This is a genomic window from Caecibacter sp. AF58-12pH5A, assembly GCF_027681725.1.
In the GTDB taxonomy this organism is placed as follows: domain Bacteria; phylum Bacillota; class Negativicutes; order Veillonellales; family Megasphaeraceae; genus Megasphaera; species Megasphaera hominis.
Map to the genome: position 1 here is coordinate 1 of NZ_JAQDBC010000019.1, position 16,632 is coordinate 16,632.

15 protein-coding genes are annotated in these 16,632 nt (G+C 51.1%); 6 read left to right on the forward strand and 9 right to left on the reverse strand.

Going from position 1 to position 16,632, the window contains the following annotated elements:
* Window positions 1–446 precede the first annotated feature (446 nt).
* Both PGX44_RS08855 and PGX44_RS08860 read right to left on the reverse strand, forming a co-directional pair.
* On the reverse strand, window positions 447–2,381 hold the full coding sequence (locus tag PGX44_RS08855) for a sigma 54-interacting transcriptional regulator (protein WP_498855095.1): 1,935 nt from the start codon (window positions 2,379–2,381) through the stop codon (window positions 447–449).
* Between the two features lie 41 nt (window positions 2,382–2,422).
* A complete protein-coding gene (locus PGX44_RS08860; protein ID WP_498855096.1) occupies window positions 2,423–3,511 on the reverse strand; it encodes a putative NPN-dependent ornithine cyclodeaminase in 1,089 nt (362 codons plus the stop codon).
* A 176-nt stretch (window positions 3,512–3,687) separates the two neighbouring features.
* Here PGX44_RS08860 and PGX44_RS08865 point away from each other — a divergent pair, with 176 nt between their 5' ends.
* Together PGX44_RS08865 and PGX44_RS08870 are read left to right on the forward strand one after the other, a co-directional pair.
* Window positions 3,688–4,581, forward strand: coding sequence for a DMT family transporter (locus tag PGX44_RS08865; protein WP_498855097.1), 894 nt, complete (start codon window positions 3,688–3,690; stop codon window positions 4,579–4,581).
* 215 nt (window positions 4,582–4,796) lie between these two features.
* Window positions 4,797–5,351 carry a manganese efflux pump MntP gene (locus tag PGX44_RS08870; protein ID WP_498855098.1) on the forward strand — a complete coding sequence of 185 codons (555 nt, stop codon included), beginning with the start codon at window positions 4,797–4,799 and terminating at the stop codon, window positions 5,349–5,351.
* Window positions 5,352–5,414: 63 nt separating this feature from the next.
* Here the strand turns inward: PGX44_RS08870 and nrdG are convergent, their stop codons facing one another.
* Window positions 5,415–5,960, reverse strand: coding sequence for an anaerobic ribonucleoside-triphosphate reductase activating protein (gene nrdG / locus PGX44_RS08875; RefSeq protein ID WP_498855099.1), 546 nt, complete (start codon window positions 5,958–5,960; stop codon window positions 5,415–5,417).
* 10 nt (window positions 5,961–5,970) lie between these two features.
* Entirely contained in the window at window positions 5,971–8,181 is a 2,211-nt protein-coding gene (gene nrdD, locus PGX44_RS08880; RefSeq protein ID WP_498855100.1) for an anaerobic ribonucleoside-triphosphate reductase, read from the reverse strand.
* A gap of 271 nt (window positions 8,182–8,452) precedes the next feature.
* Here nrdD and PGX44_RS08885 point away from each other — a divergent pair, with 271 nt between their 5' ends.
* Window positions 8,453–10,003 (forward strand): ferredoxin-like domain-containing protein, encoded by a 1,551-nt coding sequence (locus tag PGX44_RS08885; RefSeq protein ID WP_498855101.1) that lies wholly within the window; start codon window positions 8,453–8,455, stop codon window positions 10,001–10,003.
* Window positions 10,004–10,042: 39 nt separating this feature from the next.
* Here PGX44_RS08885 and PGX44_RS08890 read toward each other — a convergent pair whose 3' ends face one another.
* On the reverse strand, window positions 10,043–10,810 hold the full coding sequence (locus PGX44_RS08890) for a hypothetical protein (protein WP_498855102.1): 768 nt from the start codon (window positions 10,808–10,810) through the stop codon (window positions 10,043–10,045).
* 38 nt (window positions 10,811–10,848) lie between these two features.
* Complete coding sequence (locus tag PGX44_RS08895) at window positions 10,849–12,219, reverse strand: purple acid phosphatase family protein (protein ID WP_498855103.1); 1,371 nt, start codon at window positions 12,217–12,219, stop codon at window positions 10,849–10,851.
* A 155-nt stretch (window positions 12,220–12,374) separates the two neighbouring features.
* Between PGX44_RS08895 and PGX44_RS08900 the strand changes: the two genes are divergently transcribed.
* The gene (locus PGX44_RS08900; protein ID WP_498855104.1) at window positions 12,375–12,842 is read left to right on the forward strand and encodes a GAF domain-containing protein; all 468 of its coding nucleotides are present in this window, start codon (window positions 12,375–12,377) and stop codon (window positions 12,840–12,842) included.
* A gap of 77 nt (window positions 12,843–12,919) precedes the next feature.
* Complete coding sequence (locus tag PGX44_RS08905; protein ID WP_498855105.1) at window positions 12,920–13,771, forward strand: fumarylacetoacetate hydrolase family protein; 852 nt, start codon at window positions 12,920–12,922, stop codon at window positions 13,769–13,771.
* A 72-nt stretch (window positions 13,772–13,843) separates the two neighbouring features.
* Here the strand turns inward: PGX44_RS08905 and PGX44_RS08910 are convergent, their stop codons facing one another.
* A complete protein-coding gene (locus tag PGX44_RS08910; protein WP_498855106.1) occupies window positions 13,844–14,272 on the reverse strand; it encodes a SoxR reducing system RseC family protein in 429 nt (142 codons plus the stop codon).
* Window positions 14,273–14,404: 132 nt separating this feature from the next.
* On the opposite strand from PGX44_RS08910, the gene PGX44_RS08915 reads away from it, so the two are divergent.
* Entirely contained in the window at window positions 14,405–14,800 is a 396-nt protein-coding gene (locus tag PGX44_RS08915; protein ID WP_498855107.1) for a VOC family protein, read from the forward strand.
* A 46-nt stretch (window positions 14,801–14,846) separates the two neighbouring features.
* Here PGX44_RS08915 and PGX44_RS08920 read toward each other — a convergent pair whose 3' ends face one another.
* Both PGX44_RS08920 and PGX44_RS08925 read right to left on the reverse strand, forming a co-directional pair.
* Entirely contained in the window at window positions 14,847–15,812 is a 966-nt protein-coding gene (locus PGX44_RS08920; protein ID WP_498855108.1) for a D-2-hydroxyacid dehydrogenase, read from the reverse strand.
* Between the two features lie 14 nt (window positions 15,813–15,826).
* Window positions 15,827–16,564, reverse strand: a complete 738-nt coding sequence (locus PGX44_RS08925) for a FadR/GntR family transcriptional regulator (RefSeq protein ID WP_498855109.1) — start codon at window positions 16,562–16,564, stop codon at window positions 15,827–15,829.
* Between the last annotated feature and the right edge of the window lie 68 nt (window positions 16,565–16,632).

Consider the following 16,632-nt stretch of genomic DNA (forward strand, 5'->3'; position numbering starts at 1 on the left):
AACGCATCTTCTTTTATGATACCTAAAAAAACTTACACACTTAACTTGACAAACCCTTTGCCTCATTCATGTTTCATATGTCTTTCATTTAAAACATTTTATTTCATTAGTTTCACACATCTGAATTAACATTTTTCATTTTTTTATCGTCTGCAAGTCTAATAAAAAAATTATAGAGCGAATTCCAAGTTAACTTTTTCTATACTTGAAGTTCGCTCTATAAGATAAATCCTTCACAATATAATAGTATGGATAAAGAGATTTACATGAATGTATCCCCGCCTATAGAAGCGGAGGCTTTTTCCTGTTACGAGAACAGTACAGTAACATGAACCTACGACGGCTTACGTGCTCTCATCAGGCATATATTCTCATACACCCCATTTTATTTTTACGAGATTGCCTAGGCAAATTCCATCTAGTTTCTTCTCAACTATTTACAATCATCACTTAAACTGTTTCATCTTCCGCCACAACGTCGTCCGGCTCATGCCCAGGAGTTCCGCCGCTTTGCCATAATGATAATGCGTTTTTTCCAGGGCTGCCCGAATGCGTTCGTATTCATCCATGCCTGAGCCGGGAGGCGCTGCTTCTGATTCAGGCATAGCAGCTTCTGCCTTAGTATCTGTTTCTACGGATACGGGTTTGTCTGCACTGCCGTATACGCCGCCCGTGAGGGCTACGCGCAGGTCGCTTTCCTGCAATTCCCGTCCTTCTGTGAATACGGCGACGCGTTCGGCTACGTTGTACAGTTCTCTAATGTTGCCGGCCCAGGGCTGCTGCAGGAGGCATTGTTCTGCCTGGGCTGTCATCCCTTTCCAAATGATGCCATTCCGGTTATAAATGGTCGTAAGAAAGCGTTTAAACAGAGTCACTACGTCAGCTCCCCGTTCACGCAAGGGTGGCAGGACCAGGTGCAGTGTATTGAGGCGATAATAGAGATCCAGGCGGAACAGGCCTGCCCGGCTCATTTCGGCTAAATCGCGGTTCGTCGCGGCGATGACCCGTACGTTGACGGGAATAATCTGATCGTCGCCGACACGCATGATTTCGTGTTCCTGCAAAACGCGCAGGAGCAGGCCCTGCATGCGCGGCGAAATTTCAGCAATTTCATCCAAAAAGAGGGTGCCGTTGTGGGCTGCTTCAAAGAGGCCGAGTTTCCCGCCCTTACGAGCATCCGTAAAGGCCCCTTCCACGTAGACAAAGAGTTCACTTTCCAGGAGGTTTTCCGACAAGACGGCGCAGTTGATGGCCACAAAAGGTTCATTTCGTCTGCGGCTGGCGTTATGAATACTCTGGGCGAACAGTTCTTTCCCAGTCCCTGTTTCCCCATTGACGAGGACATTGGCATCGGACTTGCTGTATTGTTGTGCCAAGTGAATCGTATCCTTTAACGCAGGACTATCGCCAAAAATATCGGCAAACGTCGCCTTGGCTACATGGCCTTTTTTATTTTTCTTACGCCGTATTTCGTTGCCCAGATTTTGTACCTTCAGGACCGGCTGAAAAGCCGCCACGGCACCAATGGTCTGTTCACCTGCCTGCATAGGGACGCAGTTCAGGTTAATATCCTGGTCGTTCACGCGCACGATGTGGTTGAGCACGGGCTGGCCTGTTTCCAAGACCATTTGCAGTGGCAGTTGGGGCAATAGGGAGACGAGGCGCTGTCCGCCGCATTGTGGCGAAAGGCCTGTAATATTGGCGGCTTCCCTGTTGATCATGAGGATTTCACCATTGCGGTCGACGGCAATCATACCGTCACTCGTATAGTTCAAAATAACCTGAAACAGTTCGGCCCGCCGCCGTTCCTGCAGGGAAAGGTGATAGGCCCGCTTGGCTTCTACCAGTGCCTGATAGACTGCTTCTTTACCGGAGCTGATGCGCACGACAGAAAAGCCCAGCTGGCGGGCAATGATCGTCGCCGTTACGCCGCCTATGACAGCGCGGATGCCTTGGTCGCGCATGCGTACTAATTGCGCGTGAATTTCTTTTTCTTCATCGGCTTCTGCCGTTACCAGCTCTACCGGGATCAGCTGGGAAATATTTTGGGTGCCATAAATCATTTCCTTGGTGCCAATAAAACCGATACGCCCGTCACCATATTCTTTTTTACAGGCCAGCGCCGCCCGCATGATGTCATAGCCACTGATTTTTAGTTCCGTTACCGGCACGTGATGCAGTATTTTCTTTAGTTTGCGGTACGTCGCGCCGCGGGCAATGACGACATCACCGGATACGGAAATGTCGCCTAAAATCTGCGTGCCTAATTTTAAAATTGTTTCCAGCTGCCACGCTTCTGTATCCTGCTTTTGCTGTTCCACAAAGGTCTGGGAGACGACATCCTTCATTTCCATATATGGCAAGAAAAAGGTGATTTTCATGCGTTTTTCTCCTTACTTACACGTTTCCTGCCAGCCTGCGCTTAGCGGCAAAGATTATTCCGTACATTGACGACGAAATCCTGTACATTCGTCACGATGGAGCTGACACTGAGACTGCCCCGGTCGCGCAGCTTGTTGACGGCAAATTCCGAAATATCGACACAATAGAAATACGTTGGCCGTACGTGTCCGTCGACGACCCGATAGGACGGGAACATGTTGCCCGTAGCAATGGAGTGCAGCATCGTTGCCATGCAGATGACCGTCGTGGCATTGCGGATCATGTCGCGCATAGCATTTTGGGCTTCATACACGTTGCCAATGACTTCCGGCAATGGCCCGTCATCGCGGATGGACCCGGCCAGGACAAAGGGGATGTGGCAGCGGTCCAATGCGGCAATGATGCCGTTATCCAACTTTTCCTTTTCGATAAATGTATGGATGGAGCCATATTGGCGTACCTTGTTGATCGTATCCAAGTGATTATAATGGCCTAAGGGAGCCAGTTTTTGCGTATACACATCCTGTCCTAGGGCAGTACCCAAATAGGCAGCTTCCAGATCGTGTGTTGCCAGGGCATTACCGGCCATGAGGCCGTCGACATAGCCGGCCCGGACGAGATCGGCAAAGGCCGCACGGGCATCGGCATCGAACGCGCAGGCCGGCCCCATGACCCAGACGATTTTCCCATGCTGCTTTTCATACTCGAGCAGTTCATAGACAGAATCGTAATCTTTAGAATATGCCGTTTCCCGCGAGCGGCCGGTCCGGAAGATAAAGGAATCATCCGTGTCTTCCCGGTCTGCCAAAAAGCCTGTATCATGGACGTAGATTCCTTCTTCGCCCCGTTCCTTACGGCCAACGACGACGAGATCGCCTTGTTTCAAATTGCGGAATTCGACGACGGCAATGCGGCCGCCGGCATAAACAGGTACACAATCCATGCGGCTTTCTTCTGCCAATAGCCACGTGCCGTGGACTTTAAAATATTCCGGGAAGATCGACATGGAATGGTACCGGTCCGGCGCCACACCATCCCGTGGTGCCGGTACCAGCGTCGCATCAGGCGCAGCTGTAAATAACGGCAATGTAAAATCTGGTGCTGTATACGAAGGCATAGACCAAGTCATAGTAATTCCCCCTAACGACAATTCCCTATAAAGACGCTGATTATATATGTTCTTTATATATTCTATCATGCTCCGGTAAAATCAACAACGACACGGTGCGCTGACAAAAATATGCCTCTTTACAAGGCTAAGAACGTCTTTTATAATAAGGCGTAATTAGAAAGAAGGAGGTTCTCATGGCCGAAGAACATGTAAAGCGTGGTTTCATTTGTGCTACTGCCGGTGCCCTCAGCTGGGGTATGTCCGGTACGTGTGGCCAATACTTATTTACATACTATACAATAGATGCCCTGCTGCTCACCAATATGCGTATGATCGGTGCCGGTGTCGTACTGCTGGCATTGGTCTTAGGACTGCAGCGCCCGACGCTGGTTCACGTCCTGCACAGCCCGCGCGATATGCTCCATATCGTTATTTTTGCTGTTTTCGGGCTTATTACCTGCCAGGCGACCTATCTTTCCGCTATTGAATACGCCAACGCCGGCACGGCAACGGTATTACAATCACTCAACGTCGTGCTCATGTCGACCATTGCGGCCATCCATCTCCGCCGTCTGCCTAATGCCTGGCACATGCTGGCCATCCTGCTCGCCTTAGGCGGCGTCTTTCTCATCGCTACAGGCGGCGATTTCCACCACTTGATCATTTCACCGCTGGCCCTGGTCTTTGGCTTTGGCTCGGCTGCCTGCTCTGTTTTATATACGATTTTGCCCAGCGCCCAAATCCGCAAATGGGGCACCTTGCCGGTCAACGCTCTGGCCATGCTGATCGGCGGCATGGCCTTAGGCCTGATCATCACGCCGTGGCACGCCTCGCTTAATCTGGATTTCTCCGGCTGGATGGCCATTGCCTTCATCGTCCTCATCGGCACGGTCGCTTCGTTTACCTTATTTTTGCGCGGCGTCGGCGATATTGGCCCCGTAAAGGCCACCTTTATCGGTACCTTAGAGCCTTTATCGGCTACGGTTTGCTCGTTTCTTCTCCTCGGTACGCCCTTTACGGCAACGGATATTACAGGTTTTGCCTGTATTCTGGCTACAGTGTACTTGGTTACCATGAAAACGGCCTGAGGTCATTCTCAATTTTATTTTCAATTTCATTGACACACTCCCAGGGCTGCTATATAATAGCTGTATTGCTTCAAGGGAGTAATCAGTACATACACATGTACAATAGTATCAACATCCTGGTGTATACACCCGGTGCTATTTGAAATGATGAGACTTGGAGACAGTATTCTTGCTGTCTTCAGGTCTTTTTTTTGACAGAAAACGAGGGAGATATTGTGACTACACTGGAATTATTCATCCTGGCTTTGAGCCTCTCTATGGACGCTTTTGCCGTCTCTGTCTGTAAGGGCCTGTCCCTGGGGCAGACAAGAGTCCGGCATATGCTCATTGCCGGCGCCTGGTTTGGCGGCTTTCAGGCCCTCATGCCGACGATAGGCTACTATTTAGGCAGCTTCTTTTCCGCCTATATCATGCGCTACAACAGCTGGATTTCCTGTCTCATTCTCGTTCTCATCGGCGCTAACATGATCCGCGAGGCCGGTGGTGAAGAAGAGGAAAATGCGTCTCTCGCCGCAGGTACTATGTTCTTCCTGGCCATTGCCACGAGCATCGACGCCCTGGCAGTCGGCGTAACGTTTGCCTTTATGGGCGTTTCCATCGTCTACGCCGCTGTCTGTATTGGCCTGACTACCTTTGTCTGTTCGGCTGTGGGCATCAAGGTCGGCAGTCTCTTCGGCCTGCGTTATAAGGCCGGTTCGGAACGGCTGGGCGGTATCGTCCTGATTCTCATTGGCCTGAAGATTCTCTTCCAGGGTCTGGGCCTGATCTGATCCGTATTTCGTGGTAAAAAAAGACCGTATAGGCAACAAAAGCGCTGCCCATACGGTCTTTCGTTATGCTTTTCTAATTGCTGCCTGCTGCGTATCCCAGAGGACGATATGGCCTTTTTCAAGGGACGCCTGCACGTCAATGGTGCGTTGGTTGCGCGAGCCCTTAAAGAGGAGTGTGACATCCTTTTCTGCCAAGATAAATTCGCCGTCTACGAGAACGTCGATGTACGACAGGAGTTCCTTCGTTTCCGGTACGGAATGTGCCATACGGCCCAGGAGATCCCTGTCAAAGAGATAGCCTGTAAAGCACCAAATATCCTTTTGGGGATACTGTGCCTTAACCTGGCGCAAGAGCGGCAAAAGGCCCTTTTGGTTGACCGGTTCCATAGGTTCGCCGCCTAAGAGGGTCAGGCCCTGGTAGCAGTCTTCCCCCAGTTTTTCCAGAAGCTCCCCTGCTACGTCTGCCGTAAATGCCTGGCCGTAATCAAAGTTCCAGGTCATCTCGTTGAAGCAGCCCGGGCAATGGTGGGTGCAGCCTGAGACAAAAAGACTCAGACGCACGCCGGGACCATTGGCTATATCGTATTCTTTAATTTCTGCGTAATTCATAGTTCATCCTTTAGAGATGGAGAACGCGGTCCTTGATTTCCTGGGTCCGGCCCTGATTCCAGAACTGAGTGCCGATGTAGCCGCACGTACGGCGGGCAACGGACATCTTTTCCTGGTCACGGTTGCCGCAGTTCGGGCATTCCCAAATCAATTTTCCCGTTTCATCTTCAATAATCTTGATTTCACCATCGTAGCCGCAAACTTCACAATAGTCGCTCTTCGTGTTCAGTTCGGCATACATGATGTTGTTGTAAATATATTTCATGACCGTCAGGACGGCAGGAATATTATTCTGCATATTCGGCACTTCTACGTAGCTGATGGCGCCGCCTGGCGAAAGGCGCTGGAAGTCGGCTTCAAACTTCAGCTTGTGGAAGGCATCGATCGGTTCCGTTACGTGGACGTGGTAACTATTGGTAATGTAGTTCTTGTCCGTTACACCTTTGATGATGCCAAAGCGTTTCTGCAAGGCCTTGGCAAAGCGGTACGTCGTCGATTCCATGGGGGTGCCATAGACAGAATAACTGATATTTTCGGCATCGCGCCATTCCTTGCACTTGTCATTCAAGTGCTGCATGACCTGGAGGGCAAATTCGCGGCCTTCCGGCGTCGTATGGGATTTGCCGAGCATGCGCATGCACATTTCATAGAGGCCGGCATAGCCCAGGGAAATGGTCGAATAGCCATTAAAGAGCAGGCGGTCGATGGTTTCGCCTTTCTTCAGACGGGCCAGGGCGCCATACTGCCAAAGGATCGGTGCTACGTCAGAAACGGTGCCCAAGAGGCGTTCATGGCGGCAGCGCAGGGCCCGGTGGCAGAGATCCAGGCGTTCATCCAAAATCTGCCAGAATTTTTCCATATCACCATAGGACGAGCAGGCTACGTCAACGAGGTTGATCGTAACGACACCCTGATTGAAGCGGCCGTAGAATTTATGCGTGCCGTCAGCCTTGCGCTGGGAATCTTCTACGGTCAGGAAGGAACGGCAGCCCATGCACGTGTAAACGTTGCCCTGTTTCAGCTGCTTCATGATTTTTGCCGAAATATAGTCCGGCACGAGCCGTTTGGCCGTGCATTCTGCAGCCTGTTTGGTCAGATACCAGTACGGTGCATCTTCTGAGATGTTGTCTTCATCGAGGACATAAATCAGTTTCGGGAAGGCCGGTGTAATCCAGACGCCCTTTTCGTTTTTGACGCCCTGCATGCGCTGGCGCAGGACTTCTTCGATAATGAGGGCCAAGTCGTCCCGCGTCTGTCCTTCCGGTACTTCGTCGAGGTACATGAACATGGTGACGAACGGTGCCTGGCCATTACAGGTCATGAGCGTAATGAGCTGGTACTGGATCGTCTGGATACCGCTCTTTACTTCTTCCCGCAGCCGGCGGGCCACAATTTTATGAATGACTTCCGGATTCATGCTTTCGCCGCAGAGCTTGCGTTCTTCTTCAACCTGGCGGCGGATCTTTTGACGGCTAATGTCGACGAAAGGTGCCAAATGGGCCAGCGTAAAGGACTGGCCGCCATACTGGTTGCTGGCCACCTGGGCGACGATCTGCGTCGTTACGTTGCAGGCCGTAAAGAAGCTGTGCGGTTTTTCGATGAGTGTTTCGCTGATGACCGTGCCGTTTTGGAGCATGTCTTCCAAATTGATGAGGTCGCAGTTGTGTTCCTTCTGGGCGTAGTAATCCATGTCGTGGAAATGGATAATGCCCTGTTCGTGCGCCCGGATGATGTCTTCCGGCAAGAGGACGCGCCGGGTCAGGTCCTTGCTGACTTCACCGGCCATATAGTCGCGCTGTGTCGAATTGATGACCGGGTTTTTATTGGAATTTTCCTGTTTGACTTCTTCATTCATCTGTTCAATGAGGGCCAGGATGCTGTCATCTGTCGTATTCGTCTTACGGGAAATTTCCCGTTTATAGCGATAGCGTACATATTTCTGGGCCACTTCGTAGCCACGCATTTCCATAATGCCCTTTTCTACCATATCTTGTATATCTTCTACGTTGATGGCATGGGGCAGGGAGGAAATATTCTTGGCAATCGTATCGGCAACGGCCCGGATTTGATAGGGGTTCATTTGATGAACATCGTCTACTTCATTATTGGCCTTCGTAATGGCATTGATAATTTTCTTAATATCAAAGCCTACTTCCTGGCCATTCCGCTTGATGACGTTGACCTTTACGTGTACATTTTCCATGGGTTCCATCTGCTCCATTACCAATCTCCTCATTTCCTTTAAAAATTCATAATCTTCTTATCTTATACCAAATATGGTTATTATCTTTATCCGTACATACAACATATAGTGTTTGGTGACGTGTTCTATGATACTACAAAATAGAGGAAATGGGAATACCCTAATTTTTGAATTGCCAAATCGTCATAGACAGGTCCTCTTTGATGCCGTTGCTTTTCGTACAGACAAGGGCCAATTTTTTCGTGTATACTATGATAAAACTTGTTATTATAAAAAGAAAGGACTCGCCATGACCCTGATCAACCAAAAAATGAAAGACCTGTTATTACAGCTTGTCCCGAAATACCGCCAGCTTAGTGATGATTTTTTTAGCGGCCGTATTTCGCCGATACAATATATGGGCGCTTCCGGCAGTTTCGGCAGCTATGCCGAACGGGGCGGCCAGACAGCCATGCTGCGCCTGCGCTTTATTGCCGGTGCCATAAGCCATGACCAGCTGGCCTACCTGGCAGACTGCATCGAAACCCATGCGATCCAAAAGATTCACTTCACGAGTGGCCAGGCCCTGCAGTTTCATCACTTGAGCGGGCCGGAGGTTCTCGACATTTATGCTGAAGCCCTGGAGCACGACGTCTTTGGCACGGCCAGCGGCGGCAGCCATTTCAGCAGCATTGCGGCAGACCCGTTGCGCGGCATCGACCCGGCAGAAACGTTCGACATCAGTCCCTACGTACGGGCCGCCGCTGCCTACAGGCTGGCCGTGTTTCCGACGCTGCGCCTGCCCCGTAAGTTTAAGATCGCCTTTACGGCTAGCCGGCGCAACGAAACGCATGCGACCTTTAAGGATCTGGGCTTTGTCTGGGATGGTAACGGCGGCTTTGACGTCTATGCTGCCGGCGGCTTAGGGCCGCGTCCGCAAATGGGCCTTTGCCTCGCCCGTCATACGGAGCCGTCCCAATGCCTGTATTACCTGGATGCTATGCTGCAGCTCTTCAGTGAACACGGCAATTACGAAGCCCACGCCCGGGCCCGCAGCCGCTATTTGCTCCTGACCCTGGGCGAAGAGGAATTTCGCCGCCTCTTTGCAGAGTACCTGGAAAAAGCCCGGAAAAAAGAGCTGGACATCGTGCCGGAGCCAGGTGTCGCTGCGCCCGGGGCGATGCCGCCGGTCGTACAGGCTGACAGCCGCATACAGCCACAAAAGCAAGACGGCCTCTATTATATCCACTATCAGCCCCGCGGTGGTCTGCCTAAAAAAGAAGTCTTTACGGCCCTCCTGCGCTATGTATCCACCTGCCCTGAAGCAGCAGGACGCCTCGGCATGGACAGCTCCTTTTACGCCATCAACCTGCGGCCTGACGAAGCAGCCCGGGCCCTCGCCATCATAGACGGCGATACGGCCAAAGATGCCTTCCACGCTTCGGTCGCCTGCATTGGCGCTACGACCTGCCAAATGGGGATCCGCGACGCCCAGGCCTGCCTGACAGCGTTGCTGCAAGCCCTGGATGCATCCGGCGTGGCAACGCGCTATTTGCCGCAGCTGCATATTTCCGGCTGCCATTTCTCCTGTGGCGGCCATCAGGCAGGCCGCATCGGCCTGCGCGGCGCCTTAAAGATTGTCGATAAGCATCCCTACCCGGCGTACGTCGTCAGTGCCGGCGGCAACAGCCACCTCGGCCAGGAAGCCTTCGGCGAGGAAGTTGCCACCTTGAAGGAAGAAACGCTGCCCCCCTTCTTTACGGCTCTCGCAGCCGTCCTGGAAGAAGCCAGGCAGCCTTTTACCGACTGGTATCCCCGGCATATAGCAGAATTTACAGCGTTGGCCCGGTCGTTTGAGTAAAAAGAATCCGGTTTCTCCCGCGGAGAAACCGGATTTTTATTACGCTTTCGTGTTGGTTGTCTGCGCCATCGGTGTCAGCGTACCACCACCGGGCAGTTTTTTTGTCTGGCCCTGAAGCCAGGCATTGGCTTCATTAGCCGCATCATAATATACGGTATGGCCATTACTGTGAATATTAGCCAGGCTTGTATCCGTATCGGTAAGAGCCGTCACGTACGAATCTTCCGTTACGTCCCATACGGAGTCCTGATCCAGGCTGAGTGCTGCTGCGTGTGCCTTTTGGCCGGCGTTAAAGGCGCCTTTAAAATGCGTGCCATTCTGTAAGGATAAGGTAAGTGTGCTGCCCTGATCAGCCGTTACATCACCCGTCAGATTTTGCCCGCTAATGGCATAGGCTACATTCGCCTGGGCCGGTGTGCCTGTACCCCACGAGCGGCTCGTCACTTCTACGCCGCCGGCGTCACCAGCACCGCTGGTCAAACGCAGACTGCTGCCTATACCGTTACCGGCCAGGGCATTTTTCCCAAAGGCTGCCTGCAGATTTTCCAGATTCTGCTGCTGATCCCGCCACATATTGGCAAACGGATCGGGAGCCGTCAGGGACTGATTCATCCAGTTTGAAAAGAAACGGCGCTGCGTCTGCCAGTCCTGGTCAATCCGTTGTTCCATCCGGTTCATTTGGCGCAAAAGCGCTGCATTGGAAGCAGCCAAATCATTGCTGCTGGCCTGGGAAACACTAGGATTATGAACCAAGGTCAGGGATAAAGCAAAGACGACAGCAAGAAATTTACAGGTTTTGTCTTGCATTGGCATCATCTCCTAGTATTGATTGTACTATATCTATGTCACGGTTTTGTCACAATCTGCACCGGTGTGTTCCCGGCCGTCCCGTTCTGGGCTCTGCCTGCCAAGCCTTTGAGATTCCCCTTTTTTTCTGCCTCAGCCGATGTTTCCCGTACAGCCTGGACCTGCTTTTGTACAGGCGGCGCCGCAATGGACGCCTCATCGATGACCGTACCATCATTCTTATAGGCAGTGACGACAAACGTGTCTGGTTTGACCTGCAGTGTCAGGTACATGGGCATATCGACGGGATTATAATAGACGGCATCACAATAGCGCTGCACCGTATCGGTATACGATTCCGTACCGGACCGGCCTGTCGTCACATAGGTCGTGCCGCCGGCAGCAGGCTTACCGTCCTGGAAGGGCTCTGTCCGGGCATAGCAGTGCTCATGGGCCGTAAAGACCAGGGGCACATGGTACTTATCAAAAAGGGGCATGAACCACGTCCCATTGAGATCCGGTATAGCCCAGGAGGTCGCCGTAATAGCCGGCCGGTGCATGAGGACGATGAGGCGTTTAGCCCGTTTTTGTGCTGCCGCCAGATCCTGATCGAGCCACTGGGCTTCCTCTTCCATCATCTGCGGATAGTCCGTATGGAGTTCTTCATAATCCGTATTCAGGGACACGTAATGAACGTCGCCGTAATCAAAGGAATAGGCCAGGCGGTTTTGCCCCTTCGGTGCATCATAGGGTACAGGAAAGAGTGCTTTATACGTATAAGGTTCACAAAAGGTCCAGTTCAGGGAATAGGCTTCATGATTGCCTAGTACGGGCGCAATGGGCATATGGGATGTCAGGATGTCGGCATTTTCATACCACTGGCGCCATTGATACCAGGACTGGCCGTTATCGCTGAGGTCTCCCATCATGATAAAAAAAGCAGCCTCCGGATGATGCTCATACGCTGTTCTGGCCGTACTGCCCCAGACGCCGTAATCGGTCGACTGGGAATCACCGAAGATGAGGACCTTGTAGGCATTGAGCTGTTCCGTCGTCGTATGGAAGGGAAACCAGCCGCTTTCCCCATCAGCCGTGGCGATTTTATATTCATATGCCGTATCGGGCTTAAGGCCCTGCATATAGGCACCATATGTATAGGGCGGCACCCAGTCTGCATCGTACACAGGCGGCCGCTTCGGGCTGGTAACGAAGGCCCGCTGTGTATCCGTATTTCCTTGCTGGCGGTATACGACGGTATAGTCACGGCGGCCGCTGTCGTCCTGCCAGGCTACCGTCTTTGCCGTAGCTGCATCACTGGCAACGATTTGTACCAGATTCGTAATGGGAATGGCTGCACTGCTGGCCAGGCCGGGCAAACAGGCAGCCACGAGGGACAGGAGCGTGCCTGTCCATTTTTTTATATCTATCATGGTATTGTCATCCTTTCTGTCGCAAAAGTAATTCTAGCACGAAAACAGAAAGTGGCAAGTTTTTTTCCTGTTGCCTGCCTATTAATGATATAATAAATGGTACATACAGCACGGATCGTGCAACATAACGTATTCTCATGCAAAGGAGCTTTACTATGACTGATATGACCTTGATGAACCAGCAATTGCGGGCCCTCGCAGACGCTGATGCCACATGGCTGCCCGTTTTTGCGAACGCTTCGGCCTTGCTCATGGATCACTTGCCGTCCATTAATTGGGCCGGCTTTTATCTGATACAGAAGGATCACCTCTTACTGGGGCCCTTTCAAGGAAAAGTCGCCTGCATCCATATTCCTATGGGAAAAGGCGTCTGCGGCACGGCAGCTGCAGAAGACAAGACACAGCGTATCGACAATGTCCACCTGTTTCCCGGCCACATTGCCTGTGACAGTTCGTCTAACTCGGAAATCGTCATCCCTATCCATAATGGAGACCACATCGTAGCCGTCCTCGATATAGACAGTCCTATTTATAACCGGTTTACACAGACCGATCAGGATAACCTGGAAGCCTTCGTGGCCACACTGGAAGAGATTACAGACTTTTCCCCGCTCGCGCTATAAGCTCGCTACAGCAATAATACAACGTAAGAGATTACGCTTGTTATTATATATTTTCCATCAAAAAAGAGGGATGTCCTATGAAACTGTTCAATTTCTATGTAAATGGTCACATTCATCTGGGGGTCTTACAAGACGGTACTGCCCATGATGCCACAGCCGGCGGGTATCCGGCTATTCCAGCAACGATGGAGCATGCCTTAAACGGGACTTTGTCCTTGCAGGCACTGGAAACAGCGGCTGCAAACGGTCCGGTCGTCGACGTGGAAACCATTCATTTTGCACCGGCCGTTACGGCACCAGAAAAAATTCTTTGCGTCGGCTTAAACTATGCCGCTCATGCCAAGGAATCCCACATGGAATTGCCAAAATATCCGACCTTGTTCAGCAAATTCAGCAACGCCCTGCTCGGCCATAAAGAAGCCATCCGCTTGCCGGAAACTGCCGAAAAATACGATTACGAAGCAGAACTGGTCATCGTCATCGGCAAGGAAGCACGACAGGTATCCAAGGAAGAAGCGCCTGACTATATCTTTGGCTATACGGCAGGCAACGATTTTTCCGCCCGGGACCTGCAGCTGCGCACAACCCAGTGGATTATGGGCAAGAGCTTCGACGGCTTTGCTCCCTTGGGACCGTATATCGTACCGGCCCAGGAAATCAACGCCAATCAGTTACAAATACAGAGCTACGTCAACGGCACGCTTCGTCAAAACTCTAATACGAGTGATTTGATCTTCGATCCCGCTACGATCGTCAGCTATATTTCTCAATACATGACCCTTAAACCGGGCGACGTCATTTACACAGGTACGCCTTCCGGTGTTATTCTCGGCTATCCGGAAGATAAGCAGGTATGGCTCAAGCCGGGTGATACAGTAACCATAAAGATTGAAGGCATTGGCGAACTGACCAATACGCTGACGCGGTAAGACCGGTCATTTCAGGGACAAAAAAAGTGCGGCAAGAGCAGAAACACCTGCTTTGCCGCACGCCCGCGGATTTCATTCTTCATGAACGGCTGCTTCGTCCTTTCCCAGGATTGCCGTGATATATGCCCGCGTATCGAGGACACGCCCCAGGCTTTTATCATAGTGCTTGACACCGAGAACGCCGATGAGCACACCTATAGCAGCGCCGATAACGCCCCAGAGGACGGTCGTCGTCAGCATGTAGCCTGCGAAACCGCCTACAGCTGCCAAAATCAACGGCATGATAAAACAGATAAAGGAACTGAGTACCAAGTGTGAGTCATCTACTTCGTAACGTACATAATTTCCTTCTTCTGCCCCTACGGTGTTGTAAGCTGTTATTATCACGTGTTCTGCTGCGGCACAGGCACTGCAAGCAACGTATAAGTGATCACGGTTTACTTTGATTTTTACCAAACCATCTTCATTTACTTCTTCGATGGTCCCTTCACCAATCCGCATAAGAATCACTCCCTTGTTTCTAATCAATAATAGTTATTGTTTATATCTATAGTATATCATGTATTGTCAACATGTGCAACGGAACGCCCGAAAAAAGGCACGTTCTTAGCGTTCCCTTAAGGAGAGGTTATCATGAGTTTAATCAAAGGTATTCATCACGCAGCCATCAAATGTTCCTGCCCGGCAGAATTCAAAGAAGTCCTTCACTTTTACACGGAAGTTCTCGGTTTGACCGTACTCCGTTCCTGGGGTGAAGGCAGCAAGGCCGGTGCCATGATCGACACAGGCTGTGGCGTCGTCGAAGTGTTTGCAGCCGGCAATGTATCTCATGCTACCGGTTCGATCCACCATCTGGCCTTGGCGACCGATGATCCCGATGCCTGCATTGCTGCCGTACGGCAGGCAGGCTATACCATTACGGTTGAACCGAAAGACGTCGTCATCGCTTCGGAACCGCCGTTCCCCATCCGCGTGGCCTTTGCTATCGGCCCGTGCGGAGAAGAAATCGAATTCTTCCACGAAAAATAATACACCTATGGCAAAGCCCGGACTTTTTCAGGTCCGGGCTTTTTTCTTACTGATTCACGACATTAATGGGTTTCCCCTGTAAAAACTGTCTTAAGTTATCTACAGCAATATCCATCAGACGCTGTCTGGCTTCCTTAGGTGCCCACGAAATGTGAGGCGTAATCAGGCAGTTAGGGAGCCCCAAAAGGGGATTGTCTTCCCTAATGGGTTCTGTAGAGACAACGTCTAAAGCAGCCGCAGCTACTTTACCAGACTTCAGGGCCTGTGCCAGATCTGCTTCTACGATCAACGGGCCGCGGGAATTGTTGATGAGGATGACGCCATCCTTCATCTTAGCAATTGTTTCCGCATTGACCAGTCCCTGCGTATCAGGGAATAAGGGACAATGGAGAACGATAACATCAGACTGGGCAAAGAGCGTATCCTGGTCTACGTACGTTGCTACAGCCTGCCCGGCTTCACTAACGAAGGCATCGTTCGCTATGACGCGCATGTTCAGGGCCCGGGCAATTTGTGCCGTCCGCTGGCCAATACGTCCCAGACCGATGATGCCCATCGTTTTTCCAGCCAGCTCAATCAAGGGATATTTCCAAAAGCTCCAATCGGCATTATGAGCCCATTCGCCACGCTGTACGGCCTCGTTGTGAGCACCTACGTGATGGCACACTTCCAGTAACAGGGCAATCGCCATCTGTGCTACAGAATCGGTTCCATACGTAGGAATATTGGTGACTACAATGCCACTTTCTTTCGCCGCTTCTACGTCTACGACATTGTATCCTGTTGCCAGAACGCCAATAAACTTCAGTGTCTGGCTCCCTTCCAGTACCGTCCGGGAAAGGGGCGTCTTATTCGTAAACACAGCGGTTGCCTCACGTATACGTTCAGCAATGACAGCGTCATTAGCGGGCGTTCTGTCATAGACAACCAACTCATCGCCTAGTTCCTGCAAGGCCTGCCAGCTAAGATCACCGGGATTTTCACAATATCCATCTAAGACAACAATTTTCATCCTATGCTTCCTCCTCAATTTGCAGTCAACAGCTGTTTCCAAATAGTAATAGAACGGCGAATAGCCGCATGGGCCTTTTGTGGATCCTTTTCCTTAATAGCCTGGATAATCGCATCGTGCGGGTAGCCCGCTTCTTCTATGACCGTAGCCGGGTTCTCTATGCCCCTCTGGATATAAGGCTTAAAATAATCCAGCACAAAGATATATATTTTTTCAATCAGCTTATTTTGCGCGATCCGCACTAACAGCCAGTGAAACTGCAAATCATAATGAAGAATTTCCTCTGCATGCTGCGGGTGTCTTTCTTTGCACTGCTTAAGCTGATTATTACAGGCCTCCAAGATTTGCAGATCGTTCACACTATACCGCTGCAGGACGAGCTGCAAAATATAGTCCTCCAGCATAAAGCGCAGTTCCTGCAATTCCCGAAAATCCGGCTGCGTAAGAATAAAGCTGAACAGGAGCGGCTTAAAGACAAAGGTATCATTCGCTTCCTTGGCAACGTACGTACCGTCGCCCCGTTTGCTCTCTACGACACCAAAGGCCGACAAAATCTTTATGGCTTCACGAATCGAGCTGCGGCTGACAGAAAACCGCCGCGCCAGTTCTGTTTCCGAAGGAAGCTTATCGCCTGGTGCAATCCGTTTCGCAATAAGAGCATCCTTTAAGATTGCAATGACATAATCAGCTGACGAGTGCACCTCCTGCGGCCCATACAAGAGCTTATCTTCGGTCTTATCAAATAAAGCCATGGGAACCCCCTCCTCTGCCACGTTGTACCCTCATTATACAATACAGACGTAGTTTAGGACAGCACCTG